21 protein-coding genes are annotated in these 24,977 nt (G+C 35.4%); all 21 read left to right on the top strand.

What is annotated here, in order from left to right; genetic code table 11:
- The first annotated feature begins 6 nt into the window (after positions 1 to 6).
- The 21 genes from EVJ48_04255 (at position 7) to nuoH (ending at position 24,796) form a co-directional block, all read left to right on the top strand.
- Positions 7 to 684 (top strand): nicotinate-nucleotide adenylyltransferase, encoded by a 678-nt coding sequence (locus EVJ48_04255; protein RZV39560.1) that lies wholly within the window; start codon positions 7 to 9, stop codon positions 682 to 684.
- Positions 647 to 1,039, top strand: coding sequence for a ribosome silencing factor (gene rsfS, locus EVJ48_04250; GenBank protein ID RZV39559.1), 393 nt, complete (start codon positions 647 to 649; stop codon positions 1,037 to 1,039). Before EVJ48_04255 ends, rsfS begins: the two co-directional genes overlap by 38 nt.
- A gap of 122 nt (positions 1,040 to 1,161) precedes the next feature.
- Positions 1,162 to 2,532, top strand: a complete 1,371-nt coding sequence (locus EVJ48_04245; GenBank protein RZV39558.1) for a tetratricopeptide repeat protein — start codon at positions 1,162 to 1,164, stop codon at positions 2,530 to 2,532.
- Between the two features lie 68 nt (positions 2,533 to 2,600).
- Positions 2,601 to 4,148: a 2,3-bisphosphoglycerate-independent phosphoglycerate mutase gene (locus EVJ48_04240; GenBank protein RZV39557.1), complete on the top strand. Its 1,548-nt coding sequence runs from the start codon at positions 2,601 to 2,603 to the stop codon at positions 4,146 to 4,148.
- On the top strand, positions 4,139 to 5,086 hold the full coding sequence (locus EVJ48_04235; protein ID RZV39556.1) for an RluA family pseudouridine synthase: 948 nt from the start codon (positions 4,139 to 4,141) through the stop codon (positions 5,084 to 5,086). The genes EVJ48_04240 and EVJ48_04235 overlap by 10 nt, the downstream gene beginning before the upstream one ends.
- Positions 5,083 to 5,838 carry a peptidoglycan editing factor PgeF gene (gene pgeF, locus EVJ48_04230; GenBank protein ID RZV39555.1) on the top strand — a complete coding sequence of 252 codons (756 nt, stop codon included), beginning with the start codon at positions 5,083 to 5,085 and terminating at the stop codon, positions 5,836 to 5,838. The genes EVJ48_04235 and pgeF overlap by 4 nt, the downstream gene beginning before the upstream one ends.
- A gap of 39 nt (positions 5,839 to 5,877) precedes the next feature.
- Entirely contained in the window at positions 5,878 to 6,513 is a 636-nt protein-coding gene (locus EVJ48_04225; GenBank protein RZV39554.1) for a dephospho-CoA kinase, read from the top strand.
- Between the two features lie 114 nt (positions 6,514 to 6,627).
- Positions 6,628 to 7,632, top strand: coding sequence for a GGDEF domain-containing protein (locus EVJ48_04220; protein ID RZV39553.1), 1,005 nt, complete (start codon positions 6,628 to 6,630; stop codon positions 7,630 to 7,632).
- A 24-nt stretch (positions 7,633 to 7,656) separates the two neighbouring features.
- Positions 7,657 to 8,922, top strand: a complete 1,266-nt coding sequence (locus EVJ48_04215; protein ID RZV39552.1) for a transcription termination factor Rho — start codon at positions 7,657 to 7,659, stop codon at positions 8,920 to 8,922.
- Between the two features lie 61 nt (positions 8,923 to 8,983).
- Positions 8,984 to 10,138: a PAS domain-containing protein gene (locus EVJ48_04210; protein RZV39551.1), complete on the top strand. Its 1,155-nt coding sequence runs from the start codon at positions 8,984 to 8,986 to the stop codon at positions 10,136 to 10,138.
- Between the two features lies 1 nt (position 10,139).
- Positions 10,140 to 11,486 (top strand): sigma-54-dependent Fis family transcriptional regulator, encoded by a 1,347-nt coding sequence (locus EVJ48_04205; protein RZV39550.1) that lies wholly within the window; start codon positions 10,140 to 10,142, stop codon positions 11,484 to 11,486.
- Between the two features lie 122 nt (positions 11,487 to 11,608).
- Positions 11,609 to 13,396: a methyl-accepting chemotaxis protein gene (locus EVJ48_04200; protein ID RZV39549.1), complete on the top strand. Its 1,788-nt coding sequence runs from the start codon at positions 11,609 to 11,611 to the stop codon at positions 13,394 to 13,396.
- Between the two features lie 39 nt (positions 13,397 to 13,435).
- Positions 13,436 to 15,343, top strand: coding sequence for an acetate--CoA ligase (gene acs / locus EVJ48_04195; protein RZV39548.1), 1,908 nt, complete (start codon positions 13,436 to 13,438; stop codon positions 15,341 to 15,343).
- 25 nt (positions 15,344 to 15,368) lie between these two features.
- Entirely contained in the window at positions 15,369 to 16,934 is a 1,566-nt protein-coding gene (locus EVJ48_04190) for a leucyl aminopeptidase (GenBank protein RZV39547.1), read from the top strand.
- A gap of 151 nt (positions 16,935 to 17,085) precedes the next feature.
- Complete coding sequence (locus tag EVJ48_04185) at positions 17,086 to 17,466, top strand: NADH-quinone oxidoreductase subunit A (protein ID RZV39546.1); 381 nt, start codon at positions 17,086 to 17,088, stop codon at positions 17,464 to 17,466.
- Positions 17,457 to 17,969 carry an NADH-quinone oxidoreductase subunit B gene (locus EVJ48_04180; protein ID RZV39545.1) on the top strand — a complete coding sequence of 171 codons (513 nt, stop codon included), beginning with the start codon at positions 17,457 to 17,459 and terminating at the stop codon, positions 17,967 to 17,969. The genes EVJ48_04185 and EVJ48_04180 overlap by 10 nt, the downstream gene beginning before the upstream one ends.
- Positions 17,970 to 17,988: 19 nt before the next feature.
- Entirely contained in the window at positions 17,989 to 18,522 is a 534-nt protein-coding gene (locus tag EVJ48_04175; GenBank protein ID RZV39544.1) for an NADH-quinone oxidoreductase subunit C, read from the top strand.
- Between the two features lie 19 nt (positions 18,523 to 18,541).
- Positions 18,542 to 19,741, top strand: coding sequence for an NADH dehydrogenase (quinone) subunit D (gene nuoD, locus EVJ48_04170; protein RZV39543.1), 1,200 nt, complete (start codon positions 18,542 to 18,544; stop codon positions 19,739 to 19,741).
- Positions 19,742 to 19,754: 13 nt separating this feature from the next.
- Positions 19,755 to 21,662 carry a dihydropyrimidine dehydrogenase subunit A gene (locus EVJ48_04165; protein ID RZV39542.1) on the top strand — a complete coding sequence of 636 codons (1,908 nt, stop codon included), beginning with the start codon at positions 19,755 to 19,757 and terminating at the stop codon, positions 21,660 to 21,662.
- A 9-nt stretch (positions 21,663 to 21,671) separates the two neighbouring features.
- Positions 21,672 to 23,795, top strand: a complete 2,124-nt coding sequence (locus tag EVJ48_04160; GenBank protein ID RZV39541.1) for a 2Fe-2S iron-sulfur cluster binding domain-containing protein — start codon at positions 21,672 to 21,674, stop codon at positions 23,793 to 23,795.
- Between the two features lie 14 nt (positions 23,796 to 23,809).
- Positions 23,810 to 24,796: an NADH-quinone oxidoreductase subunit NuoH gene (gene nuoH, locus EVJ48_04155; protein ID RZV39540.1), complete on the top strand. Its 987-nt coding sequence runs from the start codon at positions 23,810 to 23,812 to the stop codon at positions 24,794 to 24,796.
- Positions 24,797 to 24,977 lie beyond the last annotated feature (181 nt).

Below are 24,977 nucleotides of genomic sequence, written 5' to 3'. Positions count from 1 at the left end.
TAAATTATGAAAATAGGAATTTTCGGAGGCACCTTTAATCCTATACATTACGGCCATTTAAGGGCGGCCGAAGAAATAGCGGAAAAATTTTTGGACCAGGTTATATTCGTTCCTACAAATATAACGTCCAATAAAAATATTAACGCCGAAGCTCATCCGCAAAAAAGACTCGAAATGGCGGAAATAGCTATAAAGGGCGAGCAAAAATTTAAAGTTTCGGATATAGAAATTAAAAGAGGCGGATTTTCATATTCTTACGATACGATAGTAGAGCTTAAAAAAAAATATAAAGACGACGATTTATATTTTATAGCAGGAGCAGATGCTTTCTTAGGATTAAAAAGCTGGAAGAATGCCGAAGCGATATTGAGAACGATAGATTTTATAGTAGCAGGCAGACCGAAATACGGTTTTAAAAATTTAGTAAAGCTAATCGATTTTTTACCCGATAATTTAAAAGAAGATGCCGAAGTTGATTTAAAAGAGGAAAAAATCGTTATAGACGAAAAAAGAGCGGTTTATTTTTTTAATACGACTAAACTCGATATTTCTTCTACCGTTATAAGAAATAATTTTAAAAATAATATTTCAAACCTCTTTTTGTTGCCAAACGGCGTTATTAATTATATAATAAAAAATAAACTATATGAATCAAAACAGAAAACCGCTAAAAAGAACAAATAAAGACGTAAGGGCCGTAATAAATTTTCTTTTGGAAAAAAAAGCCCGTGATATAATAGTTTTAGACGTTAGAAAAATTTCAAGCATTACCGATTTTATATTCGTGGCAAGCGGTTCTTCGGACAGACACCTTAACACGATAGCCGATAACCTGCTGTCTTCTTTCAAACAAAAACCTCTTGGACAGGAAGGAATTTCTACGCCGGGCGCAAGATGGATAGTCATCGATTACGGCGGTATTATGGTTCATTTAATCCACGACGACTTGAGAAATTATTATAATATAGAAGGCTTGTGGCCGGAGGCTAAAGAATTAATAGTGGAATCTTCGTTCGGCGAAACCTTAAACGTTAATTAAAAATATAAACGTTATAAAGTTATTTTTAAACGTAAACGAATAAGGGCTATGAGTGTATATGCGGCAAATAAACCGTAATAAATGATGTATATAAATATATAGAAAAAAGGCAGACGTCAAATATGTATATAATAACCGTCATAGTAGCGATTCTTATTTTAGTCGCATTTTTTGAATATCTTTATGCCCTTAATCCTCAGAGGATTCCTCTCCATTATGCCCCGGGGAAACTTTACGTTATCCATAATTATCTTATAATTTACATATTCGCCGCATTCCTGATAGGAATAGCGATTATTTTAATAATAAACGTTTTAAAAGATTCTATAGTTCAGATTAAAAATATATTTTATAAAAGAAAGCAGTATATAAAAACCGAGCTTGACAATTCCGTAAATAAAGCGTTTGAAGCATACATTAAAGGACAGTACGATAAGGGAATAGATTTAATAAAAAAGTATTCAATTAATTATCCGAATAATATAGGGGCGTATCTTCTGCTTGTAAAAATATATAAACATAAAGGAAAGATTAAGGAAGCGGAAAATGCCTTGAATAAAGCATTAGAAATAGAAAAAGAAAATGTTACCGCGCTAAATGAAGCAGGTAATCTTTATAAACTTAATAAAGAGTACGATAAAGCCGTTTTTTATTTCAATAAAGCGCTTGAATATTCATCAGACGATCTTTACGCCATATCCCAGTTAAAAGATATTTTTATAAAAAAAGAGGAATGGAAAAACGCATACAGAATGTCCAAACTTTTTCTTTCCCAGTCTAAAGATAAAGATATAAACAAAAAAGAAGAACAGGTTATGCTGGGGTTAAAATATGAATTCGGCAAATATCTTCTAGAAACCGAAAACGATACGGTAAGATCAATGAAGCGTTTCAATCAAGTGCTTAGTCAGGACAAAAATTTTGTGCCGGCTTATTTGTCTCTGGGTGATGCTTTAATAAAAAAAGAAAAAATAAACGAAGCTTTTGAATTATGGGAAAAGGCATTTCTTAAAACGTCTAATTTAGCTATCGCAATAAAAATAGAGGATGTTTCGATTAAGACCAATCACCCCGAAAATATAATAAGATTTTATCAGGAGCTTATTTACGACAATCCTGAAAGATGGGAATACAGGCTTTTTCTAGGAAAATTGTATATAAGGTTGGAGATGATAGACGACGCTATAGAAACTTTATCTTTAATTCCGGCTAATATTTTTAAGGATAACGCCTTAAATTTACTGCTCGCAGAATGTTATTTTAAAAGAGGAAAATATAACGACGCATCGGTAAACTTTAGAAAAGCCCTTAAAAATAACTATCCCGTTAAACTGCCTTTTGTATGTTCCAACTGCGGTTATACATCTTATAATTATTCGTCTATATGTCCTTCCTGCAATAAATGGAACACTTATAATATTAAAACTGCCGGCACGTTATATGAAGTCGCAGCCAAAGACGATGAAAAAAATATTTCTTCTATACTTGGATAGATAACGTTTTGGAATTTTATGTATTGGCCGTGCGTATGAATAATATAACTCTTAATAGGTAACAAATAATGCAAAATTTTAAAAAAGCCGTTTTGATAATAATGGACGGTTTCGGAATATCCGAAAAGATTAAAGGAAATGCAATAATAAACGCTAAACCTGAATTTATCGAAAAACTTTTTAAAAATTATCCGTACACTACTTTAAAGGCGCACGGTCTGGATGTTGGATTGCCGGAAAATACTATGGGTAATTCCGAGGTCGGACATTCCAACATAGGCGCGGGTCGTGTAATCATGCAGGATTTAACGAAAATAGACCTGCTTATAAAAGAGGATAAACTTAAAACTAACGACGCCTTATCGGAATTTATCGAAAAAATAAAAAAGGGGAATTCCACGGTTCATCTTATAGGTCTTCTTTCCGAAAGCGGCGTGCATTCAGAATTAAATCATTTATTATACCTGACGGGCGTTTTTTATAAAAACGGAATAAAAAAAATTTATATTCATCCTTTTTTGGACGGCAGGGATTCTCCGCCGCAAAGTTCGCCGATTTTTCTTAACAAACTAATGGAGCATATAAAGCCTTATGCAGGTAAAGTATTTATTTCGACGCTTTGCGGAAGGTTCTATGCTATGGACAGGGATACACGCTGGGACAGGGTTGAAGTCGCTTTTAATTTGCTGACTCAGGCAAAAGGAGAAAAAATCAGCAATCCGTTGGAAGCCGTAAAGAAATTTTACGACAATGGTATTACGGATGAATTTATGCCGGCGATAGTAATTGATAACGGCGCGGAAAACGACGGCAGAATTAAAGCAAACGACGGCGTTTTTTTCTTTAATTTCAGGGCAGACAGGGCAAAAGAGATTACTATGTCGCTTACTTTTGACGATTTTAATTATTTTTCCAGAGGACAGTTCAAACCCGTCAAAAATTTTATTACTATGACTAAATACGATGACTCTTTTAAAAATAAATATATGATAGAACCTCAAAATTATTTAAATATTCTGGGAGAGGTTATATCGAATTGCGGTTTTAACCAATTCAGGATAGCGGAAACCGAAAAATATGCTCATGTAACCTATTTTTTTAATTGCGGCAGAGAGGAGCCTTTTAAAAACGAAGAAAGGTTGCTTATACCTTCTCCGAGAGAATTTAAAACATATGATTTAATACCCGAAATGAGCGCGTTTAAAATTAAAGACGCACTTATAGAAAAGATAAAATCAAATAAATATGAATTAATAGTGTGTAATTTTGCAAATTGCGACATGGTAGGGCATACCGGTAATTACGATGCCGCCATAAAAGCGGTTCAGGCGGTCAATTCGGTAATTAGTGAGATAATACCCGTAATTTTAAGCCTCGAAGACTGCATATGCGTCATAACTGCAGACCACGGCAATGCGGAAACCATGATAGACGATAACGGAGAGCCTATGACTAATCATACTCTCAATCCTGTACCGTTCGTTATAGTTTCAAACGATTTTAAGAAAATTTCACCTTTAAAGCCGGGTAGGCTTGCAGATATTGCGCCGACCATTTTAAAGTTAATAGGATTAGAAGTGCCGGCCGAAATGACCGGCCGCGTTTTATGGGAATAGTTTCGTTTATTTATCAAGGACAGGCAGTAAGATTGGATGTTTTTTTATCTGCAAAATTTTCCGATAAAACAAGAACTTTCATTAAAAAGCTGATTTTAAGCGGTGCGGTAGAAGTAAACGGAGCCGCAGTAAAAAAACCTGCCTATTTATTAAAAGAAGGTAGTCTGATAGTTTTTAAGGAACCTGAATTAATTAAACCGGGAATAAAGATATTCGACAGAGATATAGAAATAATTTATGAAGATGAATATATTGCGGCAGTAAATAAGCCTGCAGGCATTTCGTCCCACCCTGGAAAAGGGAATTACGACAATACCCTTGTTAATATTTTAATTGGTAAGATATCAAATCTCTCAGGAATAGGAGGAGTAGAAAGACCCGGGATAGTTCACAGGTTGGACAAAGATACTTCGGGTATTATGCTTATAGCTAAAAACGATTTTGCGCATAATGCTCTTGCGGAAAGTTTTAAAAATAGGGAAATTAAAAAAACTTATTTTGCGGCGGTTTACGGCATTATAACTCAAAAATGCGGATGTATAGAGGGGTTTATAAAAAGGGATGCCGGAAGCAGGATTAAAATGGCAATGGATAAAAAAGAAACGGGGAAACACTGCCTTACCCGCTATGAAAATATGAGATATATAAGAGGTGTTGCGACGTTACTTAAGGTTTTGCCTGAAACGGGAAGAACGCATCAGATAAGAGTCTCTCTTTTTGGGACAGGTTATCCTATAGTAGGAGACAAACTTTATAAAAGAAAGGATATAGAAAACAGATATAAAAGTTTAAATTTTGTCAAAAGACAGATGCTTCATGCTTACATGCTGGAATTTCCGCACCCGGCGAATAGAGAGAAAATTGTGTTAAAAGCAAATTTTCCTAACGATATGCTCTGGTTATTAGATGATTTAGACGATAAAAATACGCTATTATGATTTATAAGTTAAATAAAAACGATTTGAATCTTGAAGAATTTGGCGTCAAATATGGTTTTCTGAACGGTTCTATCGATTTTAATCCTGCGAATCCTGCAAGCGGATCGGCAAGAAAAGAGTTTTTAAATATCGTTTCCGAAGATTATTTATATGAAGTCAAACAGACTCACGGTATAAATATTAACGTTTTAGACGAAAAATTTAAAGAAAACGAAAAAAATATACGCAATTTTTTTGATTACGGAGATGCAGACGGCGTTTTTACAGGACGGAAAGGCATAGTTTTGTGTATAAGGACGGCAGACTGCGTGCCGGTGCTTTTCGCATGCTTTACAGGAAAAACCGTTGCAGCCGTCGGCGCCGTGCATTGGGGTTGGAAAGGCACTTACGGCGGGATAGTAAGAAATGCCTTATATATAATGACGAACAGATTCAATATAAACGCAGGTTCAATTTTGGCAGTTATAGGTCCTTCGATATGTAAAAAATGCTATGAAGTTAAAGAAGATTTTTTGAATTTATTTTTAAAACAAAATAATTTAAATATTAAATTTTTTAAACAAAACGCCGATGAAGGTAAAATTTTTTTCGACTTAAAAGCATATATTAAAAATGAATTAATTTTAAACGGCTTAAGCGGCAAAAATGTTTACGACATAAATAAATGCACTCTTGAAAACGAAGATTTTTTTAGTTACAGACGCAATAAGACCGATAAAAGGCAGGTTTCTTTTATCTCGATAGCAAATTAAAGATTAAGTATTACGGAACTTTATAAATAATAAAAATAGATGATTAAAATAGGATTGACCGGCTCTATAGGCTCCGGCAAGACTGCCGTTCTTAATTTATTTAAGGATTTTGGTTTTTTAACGGTAAATCTTGACGAAGAGGCAAAAAAAATTTATAAAAAAAATAGCTTTGAGTATAAAAAAATTGTTGATTTTTTTGGAAATAAAATCTTAAATAAAGATTATGATATAGACCGTAAGATACTTGCCGGCATAATTTTTTCGGATATTTCAAAGAAAAAAATCTTAGAAGATATAGTTTATCCTGCTTTACGGAAAAATATAGAAGTATTTCTTGCCGAAAGCGGTAAAAGCGCAGCCGTTATTGAAGGAGCAGTTATCATAGAATCGGGATATTATAAAAATTTAGATAAATTAGTCGTAGTAACCTGCGATTTTTCAAAAAGGCTCATGCGGTCTTATAAAAAATTCGATATAGAAGACTTTGTAAAAAGAGATGAAAATCAATTGAATCAGAAGGGAAAAATTAAAAAATCAGATTTTATAATAAACAATAATTTCGGATTTAACTTTTTAATTCCTCAAATTGAATATTTTGTTAAATTTTTGAAAAATATATACGGAGATAAACTAAAATCTATCTCGATAAATATACCTGTTTCCAATAAGATATAATACTTAAAAATAAAATAATAAATAAAATTAAATAAGCTCCATAAAAATAACGTAAATAATCGACATATTTGCTTTTTGAATATAATTTAGAATGAGAAAAGGAGACATTAGCTTATGGAAGAGAATAAAAATTGTGAAGATATAGGATATAAATTAATAGAAGAACTTATGGAATTTGCTTCGCAAAAAAAAACGAAAGAAGAGATTATGCATTTCGTAAATATTGCATTCGAATATTCTTTTGGCGCAGCCGCCATTATGTTTTTGCACAAAAAATACGATTCCGGCGAAAGCGTTAAAATATCGAGAGGCTATTCCAATTTTTTTATTAAAAAAATTAACGAGAATCCACCTTATAAAATTATCGAAAACTTAAGCCGTTTGAAAAGAGGACTTTTTATAGATTTCAAAAAAGAAAAGGAAAAATACGATGAATACAAAGTCTTATTTGAGCATGAAAACGTTTCGGAACTTTATGCTTATGAACTTAAGACGCCATATTCGGACTCATATTTTGTTATAACATATTCCATTAAAGGTTTTAAAAATTGTTGTTTTGATAAAGCTAAAGTTTTTGATACCTTTTTTGCCATTCTGGCATATATTTTAAACTCGGAGAGGTCTATCCAAGTAATGAGGGATTGTTCCCAGGTAGATTACGTGTCGGGACTGAATAATTTTAAGTATTTTCATGAAAAACTGTTTCAGGAAATGCAAAAAGCGGTAAAGGACGGCAGTAAGTTATCCGTTGGATTAATTTCCATAAATCAGCTAAACAAGTTAAATTCCGTCAGCGGGCATGCGGCGGGCGATAAAAATATTTCTATTATAGCAAATATAATCAAAAAAAATATGAGAGCATTCGATACTGCATCAAGGTATGGCAATAAATTTATAATATTATTTCCAAATATCGGAAAAGAAGAGGTTAATACGATAATTCAAAAAGTATTCGACGAAACCGAAGATTCTTTTAAAAAAGACGGTCAGGAAATTTTATCGTTGAATGCCGGCGTTTCAGAATTTCCCGGGGACGGCAGTAACGAAAGAACTATTCTCGATATTGCCGAAGGTCGTCGAATAGATGCAAAAAGAGAAAAAAGATGGGCTGTTATATAAAAATAATTTTTAAAGGAGTTCTTTATGAACATTAAGGAGTTATCGGTAAAAAAAATTAACGAACTGCTGCAAATAGCCAAGGATTACAATATAGAAGGCGCATCTGGTATGCGCAAGCAGGATCTGATATACGCTCTGCTTCAAGCAGAAACTGAAAAGAATCAGCAGGCGGAAAAAAACGGATTGATTTCCGGAGAAGGAGTTTTAGAAATTCTACCTGATCAATACGGTTTTTTAAGATCGCTTGAAGCAAATTATCTTCATGGTCCTGACGATATCTATGTGTCTCCGTCGCAGATAAGAAAATTCGGATTAAGAACCGGCGATACTATACGCGGAATTATAAGGCCGCCCAAAGACAGCGAAAGATTTTATGCGCTTTTGAAAGTAGAGAGTATAAACTTCGAGGATCCGGAAATTGCGAAAGAAAAGATATTATTCGATAATTTGACGCCTTTATATCCCGAAGAAAAAATAAATCTTGAATTCGACCCGAAGAATATGTCTACAAGGCTTATGGATTTATTAATTCCTATAGGTAAAGGGCAAAGAGGGCTGATAGTCGCTCCTCCGAGAACAGGCAAGACCATGCTGCTTAAAGATATTGCGCACGCAATAAATGCGAATCACAAAGAGATTTTTCTTATGGTGCTTTTAATAGACGAAAGACCGGAAGAGGTTACCGATATGCAGAGATCGGTTAACGGAGAGGTTATAAGTTCAACTTTCGACGAACCGCCTCAGAGGCATATTCAAATTGCGGAAATTGTTATAGAAAAAGCAAAAAGATTGGTGGAAGCAGGAAAGGACGTAGTTATTTTGCTTGACTCTATTACGAGGCTTGCAAGGGCATATAACGTTACTATACCGTCTTCGGGAAAAGTATTATCCGGAGGCGTAGATTCGAATGCGCTGCATAAACCTAAAAGATTTTTTGGAGCGGCAAGAAATATAGAAGAAGGCGGAAGCTTGACTATTATAGCTACGGCTTTAATAGACACCGGTTCAAGGATGGATGAAGTAATTTTTGAAGAATTCAAGGGAACGGGTAACCTTGAAGTCAATTTAGATAGAAAACTTTCTGAAAAAAGAATTTTTCCGGCAATAGATATAAATAAATCAGGCACGAGAAAAGAAGAACTTCTTGTAGATAAGGACCATTTAAAAAAGGTATGGATATTAAGAAAACTACTGTCAACTATGGATACTCCCGAAGCAATGGAGTTTTTGCTAGACAAAATAAAAAATACGAAATCCAACGCCGACTTTTTAAATTTAATGAATCAATGATAGGCTGAGGAAATGAAATTCAATTACGTATCCAAAAATTGAATTATTGTACTTTATATGTATGTTTAAAGAAAATGCCGATATGCCGATAAATGCCGCCGATATTTTAAATAATATAAGCGACGGTATTATCGTTATAGACGAAAATTATAAAATAGTATATGCAAATAAGCGTTTTATAAATGATTCAGACATGCCGGCTTCCGAAATAATAGGAGGATATTGTTATAAGGTTAGTCATTTTAGGGATGAACCTTGCGATCCACTGCTTGAATCCTGCTCCATAGAAGAAGTTATTAAAAAAGGCAAGACCGTAAAAGTTATACACGGCCATTACGGAAGACACGGTAAGGAAATTGCCGTAGAGATAAATTCTGCACCTTATACGAACGAAAAAACCGGAAAAAGATATGCCGTAGAGGTTTTGAGATGCCTCGGAAACGGTTCCAACGCCCACTTAAAATTTAATCTTTCCCAGCGTTTGTCCGAAGTAGGACTTCTTGCGGAAGGAGTCGCTCATGAGATAAATAATCCGCTCAATAATATACTTGCATCTATAGACATGATAAAAATATGCGCCGGTAATTCCGAACTTATTCAAAATAAGGATATTGCAAATATAATGAAAGAAGGCGGATGCGATATAAAGAAATATTTTGAATTAATGAAGGATGAAATTGAAAGATGCAAAGATATTACAAAAAAACTCCTTACTTTATCCCGTCCGGTTTCCAATGCCGGCGATATAGTCGACGTAAACAATTCAATAGAAGAAACGCTTGCGCTTATTTCTTTCACGGCGGGGAAAAAGAATATTATGATAAAAAAGAACCTTGCCGGCAATATCCCGCTTATAAGTTTTTCAGAAGCCGGACTCAGGCAGGTTTTATTAAATATAGGTTTAAATGCCGTGCAAGCCGTTCGCGAAGAAACAGGAATAGTATATTTTATAACAAAAAAAATAAAAGATTATATTTATATAATAATAGTCGATAATGGCTGCGGTATCGCGCAGGAAGATATTAAAAAAATTTTCGACCCGTTTTTTTCTAAAAGAAAAAACTCTGCAAGCACAGGGCTTGGTCTGTCTATATCTATGAGCATTGTTAAATCTCTGGGCGGGTCAATAGAGGTCAGGTCAAAACTTGATTACGGAACCAAATTTACTATAAAAATTCCAATTAATAAAAATTTTTCGGAAAATAAAGAAATTTAATATGGACAACCACTCAGTTTCTATACTTATAGTCGATGACGATATCAATTACAGAAAAATTCTCTCCGATTTTTTAAAAAACGAAGGTTATGACGTTGATTCCGCAAATTCGGCCGAAGAAGCTATAGACAGATTGGAAAAAGATTTTTTTAATATTATTATATCGGATTTAAAACTTCCCGGAAAAACGGGCATAGAATTATTAAAAACCGTAAAGTCAAGGTCGGAAGACATAGAGATTATAATTCTTACCGCATTCGGCAGTGTCGATTCGGCGGTATCGGCTTTGAAAATCGGGGCATGCGACTATTTAGTAAAACCTTTAAGTCTAGAAGAGCTCAGTATAACCTTAAAAAAACTGGTAGAAAAATTACAGCTTAAAAATTACGCCTCTTATTTTAAGAGAGAAATATTTAAAAAATTTTTTATAGGAAAATCTAAAGCCGCCGCTAAGGTTATCGACGATATTACAGTAGCGGCAAAATCTAATTTAAACGTTTTAATATCGGGAGAATCAGGAACTGGCAAAGAACTTAGCGCAAATCTTCTACACAGGCTATCTTCAAGGAGGGATAAACCGTTTATAATAGTAGATTCCTGCAATTTGTCAGAAAATCTTTTCGAATCCGAACTGTTCGGACACGAAAGAGGTTCTTTTACTGGCGCAGATGTTCTTAAAAAAGGACTTCTTGAATATGCGGACAAAGGCACGCTGTTTATAGACGAAATAGGCGAAGTAAGCGGTATAATACAGGCTAAACTTTTAAGGATAATAGATACTAAAAGTTTCAGGAGGGTAGGTTCGTCGAAAAATATTTTTATTGATAGCAGAATTATAACGGCAACGAATAAAAATTTAAAAAAGATGGTAGAAGAGGGGAAATTCAGAGGAGATTTGTTTTACAGGATAAGCGGCTTTACTATAGAACTTCCGCCCTTAAGGGAAAGAAAAGAAGATATTCCTTATTTAGCGCACTACTTTATGACCAAAGAAAATAAAGTTCAGTATTCAAAACCTATTTCACAATCTGCGCTAAATAAGTTAATGGATTACGCTTGGCCTGGAAACGTAAGGGAACTGAAAAACGTAATAGAAAGGTCTATAGTTTTATCCGAAGGTAAAGAAGAAATTACGGACGACGCTATTCAAATAGAGATTGCCGGAAACAAGAATTTAAACTGCGGAGACGAGTTTGCAATGTTTGTAAAAAAAATACCAATTAAAGAAATAGAAGAGAAATACATAAGCTATCTTCTTTCCAAGGGGCATACGAGAGCTGAAATAGCCGATATTATAGGCGAAAGCGAAAGGTCGGTTTACAGGAAACTTGCCGGTATAAAAATTTAACTAATTAAGTTTATTTATTGTTTTAAAAAATAATTGTAACATATTTTTTTTTATTGGATTAAAATATAAACACTGTGGTTTTAATAAAATAATTTGTTATACCTTAAGGAGAGTGTGCCTGTATGAATTTATCTATAATTAAGAAGACTTCTATTAAAACTAAACTTATTTTCCTAACTACGATAACATCTATGCTGGTGCTTTTTGCGCTAACTTATTATGCTTTATATTTTCAAAATAAGATGTCCGTAAAAACTACTTCTTTAGATGCGATAGTTACGGCAAAAACAATGCTTTCCAGTTTGAACGCCATGATGCTTAACGGTACCATTGCAAATAAATCCGACAGGCGCCAATTATTTAAAATATACAGGAAAATCAAGGGAATTAAATATTTTAAGTTAGTAAGGGGCAATCCCGTCAATAAAGAATTTGGACCCGGTTTAAAACAGGAGATGCCTAAAACTAAATTCGACAAAGAAATACTCGCCTCAAAAAAAGAGATAATAAAACCTTTCAAAAAAAACGGACAGGAATATTTAAAAATAGGCGTTCCTTTTATTGCAAAAAAGATGTCGAGGGGCATAGACTGCCTTATGTGCCATACCGTCAAGCAGGGAACCGTTTTAGGCGGCGTCGAACTTGTGTATTCTCTAAAAAACGCGGTTGACGCTTCGAATATTTTTATGAGAAATATGATTACTATTTCAATTATTTTCATTATTCTTTTTGTAATAATAATTTTTCTTGCTTTAAAATTTATTTTTGAAAAGCCTATAAGAAAACTTTATGACAAGCTTAACGAAATTGTCAGGGGCGATGGAGATTTAAGTAAGTTAATACAAATGGATTATTTGGAAAATAACGAAATTAAGCTTAGAAGAAGCAAAGCTTGCAAGCTAGAAGAAAATGAATTAAAAGACAGATGCTGGGATGTTCATCAAGATAGATATGGAGAAGAAGGCAGTAAAATTTGTACCAGTTGTAATGTTTTTAAAAATTCGGTTTATGACGAAATAACGGCTGTTACCAATAAATTTAATAAATTTATTATAGATATAAGGGAAATAGTGCAGTCTATTACCGAAGAAGCTATGACAATAGTAGACGTAAGCACAACTATAGAGGGGCACGTAGATGAAATAAGTGCTAAAGCCCAGGAGCAGGCGGAGCTTGCAACCCATGTTGCGGCGGCTTCGGAAGAAATGTCGCAGACCATTAAGGAAATTGCAAAAAATACCCAGAATGTAAGTTCCGTTGCAAAAGAAGCATCCGACAGCGCAAAGAGCGGTTTCGATATAGTAGAAAAATCAATATCCGGCATTAAAAATGTTGCCGTGCTTACTCAGCAACTTGGCAGTTTGATAAACGGATTAGAGCAGAGTTCCTTTGAAATAGGGGAAATAATATCGGTTATTAACGATATAGCCGACCAGACTAATCTGCTTGCTCTTAATGCCGCTATAGAGGCTGCCCGCGCCGGAGAATCCGGCAGGGGATTTGCCGTAGTAGCGGACGAAGTACGAAAATTAGCCGAAAGAACCGTGAAGGCCACAAAAGAAATAGCAGCGAAAGTCCAGACGATGCAGCAAAGCACTCAAAATACTAAAACTTCTATGGATAAGACTTTAAGCGAAGTAGATTTATCGGTCGGTTATGCTTCAAAAGCCGGAGAATCGCTTGACAGCATAGAAAAAAATATTGTGGTTTTAACGGACCAGATAAGTTCCATAGCCGCCGCTTCGGAAGAGCAGACTGCGGCTACCAACGAGATTTCCCAGAATATCGAGACGGTTTCCACTCTGTCGGTGTCTAATTCCGAAAAATCTTCTAATACGGCAAAGGAGGCTGCTTCTATTTACGGAGAACTCGAAAAATTAATCGGTATATTAAAGAAATTTAAATATTAATTTAATAAAAATTAATTTACTTTATGGGGGATTTACTTTATGAGTACTTTTGACAGTCTGTCTCAGGAGAAGGATATCTTTTTTCCGTCTAAAGAAACATTAAAAAACAGTTATGTTGAAGATTATGAAAAACTTCATGAATATTCCATAAATGAAAACGAAAAATTCTGGGACGAGACTGCAAAACAGTTGTCATGGTTCAGACACTGGGATAAAGTGTTAGATCAATCAAATCCTCCTTTTTATAAATGGTTTACGGGAGGCAAAACCAATATAGCCTATAATGCTTTAGACAGGCATATAACGACGTTTAGAAAAAATAAGCTGGCGATAATATGGGAAGGCGAAGACGGTACAGAAAGGGTTTATACTTATTTCTCTTTATATAAAGAGGTAAATAAGTTTGCAAACGTTTTAAAAAGTTTTGGAATAAAAAAAGGCGATACGGTTACTATTTATCTTCCAAACATACCTGAAATCGCCATAAGCATGCTGGCATGCGCAAAAATAGGGGCAATACACAGCGTAGTTTATGCAGGTTTTTCGGCAATGGCTTTAAAAGACAGAATATTAGATGCTCAGAGTAAGCTGCTTATTACAGCAGATGGAGCCTTCCGGGGCGGTAAGGTCGTAGAGCTTAAAAAAATAGCCGACGAAGCGGTAACTAAAGCTCCGGTCGTTCAAACCGTTATCGTAGTAAAAAGAACCTGCAAAGAAGTTTTTATGGATACGTCGAGGGATTTTTATTACGACGAACTTATGAAACTGCCCATAGCTAACCCTTATCTTAAAACGGAAGAGCTTGATGCGGAAGATCCTCTTTTTATACTTTATACGTCGGGAACTACAGGAAAGCCTAAAGGCATATTGCATGTTCACGGCGGATATTCCGTAGGAACATATATAACTTCAAAATACGTTTTTAATATAAACGATACAGATACTTACTGGTGCGCCGCCGACCCGGGCTGGATAACGGGACATTCCTACATAATTTACGGACCTTTGATTAACGGAGCTACGACGCTTATGGTAGAAGGTTCGCCTTATTATCCTTACCCCGACAGATGGTGGAGGATAGTCGAAAAACACGCCGTAAATATATTTTATACTTCCCCTACCGCTATAAGAGGCGTTATGAGATTCGGGGAAAACTGGCCAAACAGGCATAATCTCAGTTCTCTTAAAATTCTCGGAAGCGTCGGCGAACCAATAAATCCTGAGGTTTGGCGCTGGTATTATAAGCACATAGGCAAAGAAAAATGTCCTATTATGGATACGTGGTGGCAGACCGAATCCGGTATGTTTCTTATAACGCCTGTGCCGTCTTTGCCTCTAAAGCCGGGCTCATGCGGAAAACCTTTTCTTGGAATAGACGCAGATATTTTCGACGAAAACGGCAATAGCGTCAAAGAACCTGACAAGGGCGGTTATTTGGTAATTAAAAAGCCTTGGCCTTCAATGATGAGGACTATTTATAAAGACGAAAACAGATATAAAGAAACTTATTTTTCTAAATTTAACGGCGTATATCTTGCAGGAGATACCGCAAAGAAAGATAAAGAAGGCTATTTTTACGTTATGGGCAGAATAGACGACGTCATTAAAGTTTCGGGATACAGGTTGGGAACAGCCGAGATAGAAAGCGCTTTAATTACCCACGAAGCGGTCGCGGAGTCTGCGGTAATAGGCAAGCCCCATGATGTTAAAGGCAATTCGATAAAGGCTTTCGTAGTGTTGAAGCCCGGCATAGATAAAACCGATGCTCTTATGGACGATATTAAAGCTAACGTCGGGAAAACGCTTGGCCCTATTGCAAAACCGGACGAGATTGAGTTCGTCGATTCTCTTCCTAAAACGAGAAGCGGTAAAATTATGAGAAGGGTTTTAAAAGCTAGGGAAATGGGCATAAGCGAAGGAGATTTATCGACCATCGAGGAAGATTAGTAAAATAAAATTAGGAGGGTAAAAAATGAAGTTTAAAATAACAGATTCAATCGATAAAAACTTATCTGAAAGCAAATCAGGCGAATTAAATCATATTTTTGTTTTTGGAGTTTTTCAGGGAGAAGAAAATAGTTTTTTAAAATCTGGAAATTTTAAGAAGTTAGAATTTATTTATAAAAGACTTAAACGCTTAGATTTTAAAGCAAAAAAAGGAAAGAGCGTTCTTATAGAATCCCCTGTTTATTCATTAATTTACGGATTAGATAAAAAGGACAAATTTAATTACGACTCTTTAAGAAGTTTTATTGCGGCGGCGGCTAAAACTGCTAAGACAAACAAATCTTATGAAATAACGGTAATAATACCGGAATTAAGCGGCGAATACTATATAAAGAAAGGATTATTTTATTCGGCAGCGGCAATATCGGAGGGAGCCGAATTAGGTTTGTACGAGTTTAAAAAATATATGTCTAGCGCTTTAATCGATAAAGGAAAGGCAAAAACAGGCAAGGATGAAAAATACCCTGAAGTTATAAATATTCATTTTAACGGCTTAAAAGCTTCTAAGGATAATCTTAAAACTGCAGATGAAGGTTTTGATTTCGGTAAAAAAACGGCGTCTGCCGCTAATTTTGCTCGCGATATAGTAAATGAGCCGGGTAACGTCGTAACCCCCGAATATTTAGCAGATTTAGCAACGAAAATATCTAAAGAAAGCGGTTTAGATTGCGAAATATTTAACGAAAAAGAGATAATCAAAAAAGGAATGAATGCATTTTACGGAGTAGCGCGCGGTTCTAAAAACCCTCCAAGATTTATTCATTTAACGTATAAGCCGAAAAATAAGCCTAAGAGTAAAAATATCAAAAAAATCGCCTTAATCGGAAAAGGCATTACTTTCGACAGCGGAGGACTTTCGTTGAAGCCGGCTGATTTTATGACTACCATGAAAAGCGATAAATCGGGGGCTTGCACCGTGCTCGGTATTATGAAGCATATTAAAAATTTCGATTTAGAGTTAGAAGTTCACGGTATTATTGCGGCTTGCGAAAATATGCCCGACGGCGGAGCGCAAAGACCCGACGATATAGTTAAGGCTTTAAACGGCAAGACTATAGAGATAGATAATACGGATGCTGAAGGTAGACTGACTTTGGCGGACGCTTTAAGTTTCACGTCGGAGTTAGGCGTTGACGAAATTATAGACCTTGCTACCTTAACAGGAGCTTGCGTAATTGCGCTTGGAGAATACACTTCCGGAGTTATGGGAAACGATAAAGACCTCATATCCAATATAATATCGGTAAGCCAAATTACCGGAGAAAGAATGTGGGAACTTCCTTTCGACGATAACATGAAGGAAAAACTTTCAAGTCCGATTGCAGATTTAAAAAACGTAGGCAACAGATACGGCGGGGCGATTACGGCAGGAATGTTTCTGGAAGAATTCGTTCCCGATAAGGCTAAATGGTGTCATATAGACATAGCCGGACCTGCTTTTACCAAAACGGGTTTTAATTATAATCCAAAGGGCGGTACAGGGGTCGGAGTGAGGACTTTACTTTATTATTTAAATCAGCATAAATTATAATAGTAAATATAAATATATGCATATGTATATATTTATTTAAATTTTTTTTATAAATTATAATTTTATAACTTGATTTTTGAGTATATCATATGATATACTCAAAAAGTTTAGATTAATAACATTAAACTATATGATCTTAACTATTAATTAAATGAATAATAGTATAAACAATAACGGTTTAATTTCTTTTCTGCCCATATTTATAATGCTTGTTATAGCAATTATATTTGCGGTTTTTACCATTTTAATATCTAATTTTATCGGAAAAAAGACATATGAGTCCGGCAAATTAAAAGCATATGAATGTGGCGTCGAGCCGACCGGCGAACCCCACGTTAAATTCGACGTAAAGTTTTATCTAATAGCTATATTTTTTCTTCTTTTCGATATAGAAGCCCTTTTTCTGTTTCCTTGGGCGGTTATATTTTCGCATCTTGGAATACTTGGGTTTGTAGAAATGTTTTTATTTATAGTAATCTTAGTAATCGGTCTGCTTTACGTATGGTTAAAAGGAGCGCTTAAATGGGAATAGAAGAGCATCTCGGCGATAATATAATTACCGCTTCATTGGATAAAATTGTTTCTTGGGGCAGAAAATGGTCGATATGGCCTGCAACATTCGGGCTTGCATGTTGCGCTATAGAAATGATGACGGTTGCATCATCAAGATACGATTTCGACAGATTGGGTTTAATATTCAGGTCAAGTCCAAGACAGTCGGATTTAATAATAGTATCAGGCAGAGTTTCATATAAAATGGCACCGATGGTTAAAAGAGTTTACGATCAGATGCCTAATCCTAAATGGGTTATTGCAATGGGCGACTGTGCATGTTCGGGTGGTCTTTTTAATGTTTACAGTATTGTTCAGGGTGTCGATACTATTATTCCTGTAGATGTATATATACCAGGCTGCCCACCGCGTCCGGAAGCACTTATTTACGGAATAGTAAAACTTCAAGAAAAAATAGAAAAAGGCACTTTAAAGCATGAAGAGCCGCCTAAATTACATATAGACAGCAATAAAAAATATTAATTAATATAAGTAAATACTAATGAAAGACTACGATATGGATATAATGTTTGCATTAACCGTTATTAAAGAAGCAATGCCGAAATCTATTATCGCTTCAGACATTGTTAACGGCGATACCCATATAAGAATTAAAAGAGAAGATTTGTTACAATTTGCATTATTTTTAAAAAACGATGCAAGATTAGAGTTCGATATGCTTTCCGATTTATTTGCGGTAGATTATCCCAAAAGAGCTGAAAGAATAGAGGTTATTTACAATTTTTATTCTATAAAAAATAATTTTAGAGTTTTCGTAAAAATTTGGAGTAAAATAGATGAACCTGAGTATCCTAGTTTGACTTCAGTTTATAATTCGGCAGACTGGTTTGAAAGAGAAGTTTACGATATGTTTGGGCTTAAATTTAAAGACCATCCTGATTTAAAAAGAATTTTGAATCCCGACGACTGGGTCGGCCATCCGCTGCTTAAAGATTATCCTTTAAGGCAGAGACCTGAACCGAAGGATATTGAAATGGATGCTCCCGGTTATGTAGATTTAGAACAAATTAAATAATACTGTAAATAATTTAACTATGATTGCGCAGAAAGATTTTTTAATTGAAAATGATAAGTTCGTATTGAACATAGGGCCTTCTCATCCGGCTACGCACGGAGTTCTCAGAGTTTTAGTTCAATTGGATGGAGAAACTATAATTCATGCAGAGCCTATAATAGGTTATTTGCATACCAGCATGGAAAAATTTGCAGAATATAAAACTTATCATCAGGCTGAAACTATTACCGACAGAATGGATTATGTAGCGGGCGCCTCAAACAATCTCGGCTATATATTGGCGGTAGAGAAGCTTTGTGGAGTTAAAGCGCCTAAGAGAGCCGAATATGTCCGCGTTATTTTAGCCGAATTTACCAGAATAAGCTCTCATCTCGTCTGGCTTGCGACGCATGCGGTAGATTTGGGTGCATTAACCGAGTTTCTATACTGTTTCCGCGAAAGAGAATTAATATTAGATATAATAGAAACAATTACTGGTCAAAGAATGACGCCTTCTTTTTTCCGCGTAGGCGGTCTTGCAATGGACTTTCATAGTGATTTCATTGAGAAAACCAGAGATTTTATAAAGATTTTTCCAGATAAGGTAAATGAGTATGAAGCGCTTCTTACTAAAAATAAAATATGGCTTGAAAGAACAAAAAATTTGGGAATAATTTCGGCAGAAAGCGCGATAAATTTTGCACTTACTGGTCCTTCTCTCAGAGGCAGCGGAGTTAAATACGACGTACGTAAAGTAAATCCTTATTCCAGTTACGAAGACTTTGATTTTGAAGTGCCGATAGGCGATAACGGCGATACATACGACAGATACGTAATTAGGATAGAGGAGATGCGGCAGAGCCTTAAGATAATATCGCAGGCTGTAGAAAATATTCCAGAAGGCGAATATTTAAGCCATGACGAATATCCCTTATACGTTAAACCGACTAAGAAAAGGTCATTGACTACTATGGAAGGTATGATTTTTAATTTTAAATTCGGTATGGAAGGAATTAAACCTCCAAAAGGAGAAGCTTACGTTTCTATAGAAAATCCCAGAGGAGAATTAGGTTTTTATCTAGTTTCAGACGGCTCCGGCTATCCTTACAGAATGAGAGTCAGGCCGCCGTCGTTTTGTAATATAAGCGCTCTTAACGAGATGACTAAAGGGCATATGATAGCTGATTTAATTGCGATAATGGGAAGCGTCGATATATTGCTCGGCGAAGTTGACAGATAAAAATAAATTAATTATGAAAATAATAGACAAATTAAGCGACAGGTTAGACCTGAAATTTTTTGAACGCTCAGGTCATAAAAAAATATCGTCTGTATTAAACTGGACGGGTGTTGCCTTATTGGACGAAAATGATAATAAGGTTGACCTTGCCAGATGTTATATGCAGGAACTGCAGAAAATATCATGTGGAGTGTGCACTCCTTGCTCGCACGGAACTGCAGTAGCGTCGGAAATTTTAGAAAATATTTGCAGCGGAAAAGCCATAATTGAAGATCTTGATAGGTTGAAGAACCAGTGCGACTGGATTATGTCTTCTTCTAAGTGTACCGTAGGAACTATAGGACCCACTTCGGTAGTAGAGCTTATAGATAATTACAGGGAAGACTTTGAAAAAGTAATAAAAAATAAAGAAATAATAAAAAGAGGCGACTATATATCTCACGTCACCGCACCTTGTATTAACGGATGTCCTTCAAAATTGGATATACCTAACTGGATAGAAAGAGTCAGGGACGGCAGGTATGAAGACGCCTTGCAGTCGGCAAGAAGAAACACGCCGCTTGCAGGAATATTGGGAAGAACATGTTTTCATCCGTGCCAGGATAACTGTCGCAGGGCAAATATAGACGATTCTATTCAAATTTGTTTAATAAGAAGATTTGCGGCAGACGAAGTTTTTTATTCTAATCACAAACCTGATTTTAAAATAAAAGATAATAATATTAAGGTTGCTATAGTCGGTTCTGGTCCCGCAGGTTTAAGCTGCGCTTATTACTTGAGATTAATGGGGTATAAACCTATTATATTTGAAGCTCTTCCTGTCCTTGGCGGTATGATGAACGTTGGAATTCCTAAATTTCGGCTTCCAAAACATTTTTTAGATGCGGAAATAGGTTATATACTTTCCACAGGAATAGAATATAAGTTAAACAGCAAACTCGGGAAAGATTTTACTATAAAAGAGCTTTTCGGACAGGGATTTAAAGCCATATTCCTTGGAATAGGAGCGCATTTAGGACAGAATATTAATCTGCCCGGCGAAAACGATAATTTGAAAGGCTTTTTCGACGGAGTAGAATTTTTAAGAAAGGTTAATCTTGGAGAAAAAATCGATATAGGTAAAAAAGTTATTATAGAAGGAGGCGGGAACGTCGCTATAGATTGCTGCAGGACGGCTGTAAGGATAGGGTATAAAGACGTTACCGTAGTTTACAGAAGAAGTAAAGAAGAGATGCCTGCGGCATACGACGAACTTGAAACGTCAATAGAAGAAGGAGTTAAGTTTGAATTTTTGACTAATCCGACTGCTATTCTTTATGAAAACGGCAGAGTTACAGGCGTAAGATGCAGAAGAATGAAGCTTGGAGAAAAAGATGCAAGCGGAAGGAAAAGCCCTATTGAAATACCTGATTCCGATTTTGATATAGAAACGGATGATTTTATTATGGCAATAGGTCAGGTGCCGGATTTCGATTGTTTAAAAGACGTACCTGAAATAAACATAATTAAAGGACGAACAATCGCAGCAGACAAATTTACGTTTATGACGGATATGCCGGGTGTTTTTGCAGGAGGCGACGCATTAACCGGACCTATAAGTATAGTCGATTCAAACAGAGACGGAAAAAACGCAGCCAGAAGAATTGACCAATACATAAGAACAGGAACTTTTACTCCGACAGACGACTGTCTCTTTGAAAATCTATTTGAGGCTATAGGCGTTTACGATAAAAACGAAGTAATTAAAAATGCAGATATGCCACCTGGAAATTTTGCGCCTAAACAGATAATTAAGCCGGTGAAAGAACGTATAAAAAGTTTTGAAGAAGCAGATAAAGGATTTACGAACGACGATGCGGTTTACGAAGCGACAAGATGTATGAGGTGCTATTATCTTATGCTTGTTAAGTTTGAGGATTAGGACATCATTATGGATATAGAAATTACTATAAACGGAAAAAAAATTATAACTCAGTCAGGGTTGACTATTTTAGAAGCTGCCTCTCAAGCGGGAATCAAAATACCGGTTTTGTGCTATCTAAAGAGAATCAAACCTATAGGTTCATGCAGAGTTTGCGTCGTGGAAGTTAAAGACTTAAAAAATCCTCTGCCTTCTTGCGTCGCCAAAGTTAAAGAAGGATACGAAATATATACTGAAACAGAAAAATTATGGGAAATAAGAAAAGAACTTATTTCGCAACTGTTATTGGATCACCCGCTTGACTGTCCCGTCTGCGACAAATCAGGAGACTGTCTTTTACAGGATTTAACTTTTGAATTCAAGGTAACTACTCAAAAAGATAAAAAAATTTATCCGGATAGGACTAAAATTTTTAAAAGCGATTTGATAGAATATAATGCCACAAGATGCGTTTTGTGTTCTAGGTGCATCAGAGTTTGCGGCGATATGTACGGCAATCCGTTTCTTCAGATGAAAGACAAGGGGAATAACGGTTATATAGGACTTAAAACCGACACTAAAACACAGCTTGGCTCTAAACCGGCGGAAGGCTGTTCTTTTGAAGAAATTTCCGTTGAACCAGACCGTTTAGACTGTTATTATTGCGGCAACTGCGTTGAAGTATGTCCGGTAGGCGCATTAGTTTCAAAACCTTCAAAATTTAAAGAAAGATACTGGCAGGAAAATCCGTTTTCGTCGATTTGCGATAAATGTTCGGCTGCCTGCAGAATAGAATATTACAGATACGCGCACGATGAATCTTTAGTCAGGACGGATGCCCCTTTCGGAGGATATCTTTGCAAATCCGGTTTTTTCTATCCTGCAATTAACGGCGATTGCGAAAGTTATTATATTGCTAATCCATATATCAAGAAAAAAACTGTATTGGAAGAAGTTGTGTTAGAAAAAGCTACAGAAGAGTTTGGTCTGAAAATGAAGGCTATTCAAGCTAATAAAGCAGAAGAGACTTTAGCTGTTTTGATTTCGCCGAATATTTCAATTAACGCTGGTAAAGCATCTTTAGAATTTATTAAGAATACTTTAAAAATAAAGAATTTTGATATTGCCGCTTCAGAACTATATAGAAAAAATTTATTTGATTTTAAAAAATTATTTCCCACCGAAGAAAATTTTAATATAAACGATATTAAAAATTCTGAAGTTATATTATATTTTGGCAGTATAGAAGATGAGATTCCGTTTGCGGCATATGATATTTTAAAAACGCGCAGAGAGCATGGAGGAAGACTTTTTATAGTAAATCCAAAAACGGGAAAAGCAGAAAAAGTTCGTTCTTTTTCCAGATTTGAGGACGTTGCCTGCTCTAAAAAAGATATTGACGGTTCTTATTTTAATACATATTTAAATAAAATGAAAATGGGCTTGCATAAAGAACAAACCGATATGGACGAAGTATGCAAATCTATCGTAGAAGTTATATCGGATGCAGGTTGTATATCTTTTGTAATTGGCGACTCCATAATGTCTTCTATGAATATGAGTAATGATTTTTTAATATTGCAGGAAATTGTTAAATTTCTACGTGAGCTGGAAAAGTCGGTTTATTTGTTTCCTCTAATTAAGTCTTCAAACTATAGAGGGTTGTTACATGCAGGCGTTTATCCTTTAGACGATGCCTACAGTTTTAAAGAAATAATAGAAGGCATGGATAAAGGCAGAATTAAAAATCTCGTATATATCGGAGACTTGCAGGACGACGATTACGGAAAAGAAATAATACGCTACAGTTCCAATTTAGAATTTTTAACCGTTTTTTCTTCTAAAACGAGCCTTTTGTCTGCTATGGCGGATGTGGTTATGCCGGTCAAAGACTTTTTGGAGGAAGAAAATACATATTATGAAAATTTCGAAGGTAAAATTGTAAACGTTAATAACGAATTTAATTTTGGCATTTACAGATATAATTTAACCGATATATTTACCAAAATTTCGTTAAATATGAATATTGCTTATAATTTTAACGAAACAGAAGATTTTTTGAATTCCATTAAAAACGGAAACGTGATATATTACAATAAAATTAAAGGTAGAAGTAAATTTTACTATAACGATAAAACAAAACTGTATTATTAACGGGTATTATAAACATGCTTTTTTGGCTAATTGCTGAAGTTATTAAAATATTAATAGTTTTTGCAGGACTGCTATTGTCCGCTGCTTATTTAACGCTCTTAGAACGTAAAATAGCAGCAAGGATACAAAACAGGATGGGTCCTATGGAGGCCGGATTTCACGGGCTTTTACAGCCTATAGCGGATGGAATAAAACTATTCTTCAAAGAAGATATTATACCCCAAGACGCAAATAAGTTTTTGTTTATTTTAGCCCCAATATTAGTAGTAATACCGGCCTTAACTACTTTTGCGGTTATTCCGTTCGGCGCTCCCATACAAATTATGGGACATACGGTTCCTCTTCAAATAACGGACGTAAATGTCGGAATACTTTTCATTCTTGCACTGACATCATTAGGTGTTTACGGGGTAGTTATAGGAGGTTGGGCGTCTAACAGCAAATACTCTCTCCTTGGGGGTATAAGAACTGCCGCCCAGATGATAAGCTATGAAATAGCACTTGTTCTTTCAATAGTGGGTATAATAATGATTGCAGGAGACTTAAGTTTGTCAAAAATAGTTTCCGAACAGTCGCATATGTGGTTTATAGTGTATCAACCTGTCGGATTTTTGTTGTATTTGATTGCTTCTACTGCTGAAATGAACAGGGTTCCGTTCGATATAGGAGAAGCAGAAGGTGAAATTGTAGCAGGTTTTCACACTGAATACTCCAGTATGGAATTTGCTTTTTACTTCATAGGGGAATATGCCCAAATGGTGGTTAACAGTGCGATAATTACAACATTGTTTTTGGGCGGCTGGCAGGGACCTTTTTTACCGCCGGTTGCATGGTTTTTGATAAAAGTGTTTTTTATAATACTTATTTATTTATGGCTGAGATGGACATATCCAAGACTTAGATATGATGAACTTATGGATTTCGGATGGAAGTTTCTGCTTCCTATAGCTCTTGCAAATATAATAGTGACAGGATTCGTAATGGTTTTGCTTAAAGGATAACAAATGAATACCAGGAAACAAGAAAAGTCTATTTTGGAGATTTCTAAAAATTTTTTAATAGGTCTTAAAACGACTATTAAAACTTTTTTTCAAAAACCCGTAACGTTTCAGTATCCAAAGGAGCATCTAAGGATAGCCGAAAGATTCAGGGCTTTTCCTCATCTTAACGTTAACGGCGACG

It is taken from the genome of Candidatus Acidulodesulfobacterium acidiphilum, from assembly GCA_008534395.1.
Taxonomy (GTDB): domain Bacteria; phylum SZUA-79; class SZUA-79; order Acidulodesulfobacterales; family Acidulodesulfobacteraceae; genus Acidulodesulfobacterium_A; species Acidulodesulfobacterium_A acidiphilum.
This window is presented reverse-complemented; position numbering and strand designations above follow the sequence as displayed.

Coding starts and splice junctions, on each gene's coding strand:
- pgeF (RZV39555.1), top strand. CDS start 5,083: ATGATTTATAAGTTAAATAAAAACGATTTGAATCTTGAAGAATTTGGC.
- EVJ48_04225 (RZV39554.1), top strand. CDS start 5,878: ATGATTAAAATAGGATTGACCGGCTCTATAGGCTCCGGCAAGACTGCC.
- EVJ48_04175 (RZV39544.1), top strand. CDS start 17,989: ATGAAAGACTACGATATGGATATAATGTTTGCATTAACCGTTATTAAA.
- EVJ48_04205 (RZV39550.1), top strand. CDS start 10,140: ATGGACAACCACTCAGTTTCTATACTTATAGTCGATGACGATATCAAT.
- EVJ48_04240 (RZV39557.1), top strand. CDS start 2,601: ATGCAAAATTTTAAAAAAGCCGTTTTGATAATAATGGACGGTTTCGGA.
- EVJ48_04190 (RZV39547.1), top strand. CDS start 15,369: ATGAAGTTTAAAATAACAGATTCAATCGATAAAAACTTATCTGAAAGC.
- EVJ48_04215 (RZV39552.1), top strand. CDS start 7,657: ATGAACATTAAGGAGTTATCGGTAAAAAAAATTAACGAACTGCTGCAA.
- EVJ48_04255 (RZV39560.1), top strand. CDS start 7: ATGAAAATAGGAATTTTCGGAGGCACCTTTAATCCTATACATTACGGC.
- EVJ48_04200 (RZV39549.1), top strand. CDS start 11,609: ATGAATTTATCTATAATTAAGAAGACTTCTATTAAAACTAAACTTATT.
- EVJ48_04235 (RZV39556.1), top strand. CDS start 4,139: ATGGGAATAGTTTCGTTTATTTATCAAGGACAGGCAGTAAGATTGGAT.
- EVJ48_04180 (RZV39545.1), top strand. CDS start 17,457: ATGGGAATAGAAGAGCATCTCGGCGATAATATAATTACCGCTTCATTG.
- EVJ48_04160 (RZV39541.1), top strand. CDS start 21,672: ATGGATATAGAAATTACTATAAACGGAAAAAAAATTATAACTCAGTCA.
- acs (RZV39548.1), top strand. CDS start 13,436: ATGAGTACTTTTGACAGTCTGTCTCAGGAGAAGGATATCTTTTTTCCG.
- rsfS (RZV39559.1), top strand. CDS start 647: ATGAATCAAAACAGAAAACCGCTAAAAAGAACAAATAAAGACGTAAGG.
- EVJ48_04165 (RZV39542.1), top strand. CDS start 19,755: ATGAAAATAATAGACAAATTAAGCGACAGGTTAGACCTGAAATTTTTT.
- EVJ48_04185 (RZV39546.1), top strand. CDS start 17,086: ATGAATAATAGTATAAACAATAACGGTTTAATTTCTTTTCTGCCCATA.
- nuoH (RZV39540.1), top strand. CDS start 23,810: ATGCTTTTTTGGCTAATTGCTGAAGTTATTAAAATATTAATAGTTTTT.
- EVJ48_04210 (RZV39551.1), top strand. CDS start 8,984: ATGTTTAAAGAAAATGCCGATATGCCGATAAATGCCGCCGATATTTTA.
- nuoD (RZV39543.1), top strand. CDS start 18,542: ATGATTGCGCAGAAAGATTTTTTAATTGAAAATGATAAGTTCGTATTG.
- EVJ48_04245 (RZV39558.1), top strand. CDS start 1,162: ATGTATATAATAACCGTCATAGTAGCGATTCTTATTTTAGTCGCATTT.
- EVJ48_04220 (RZV39553.1), top strand. CDS start 6,628: ATGGAAGAGAATAAAAATTGTGAAGATATAGGATATAAATTAATAGAA.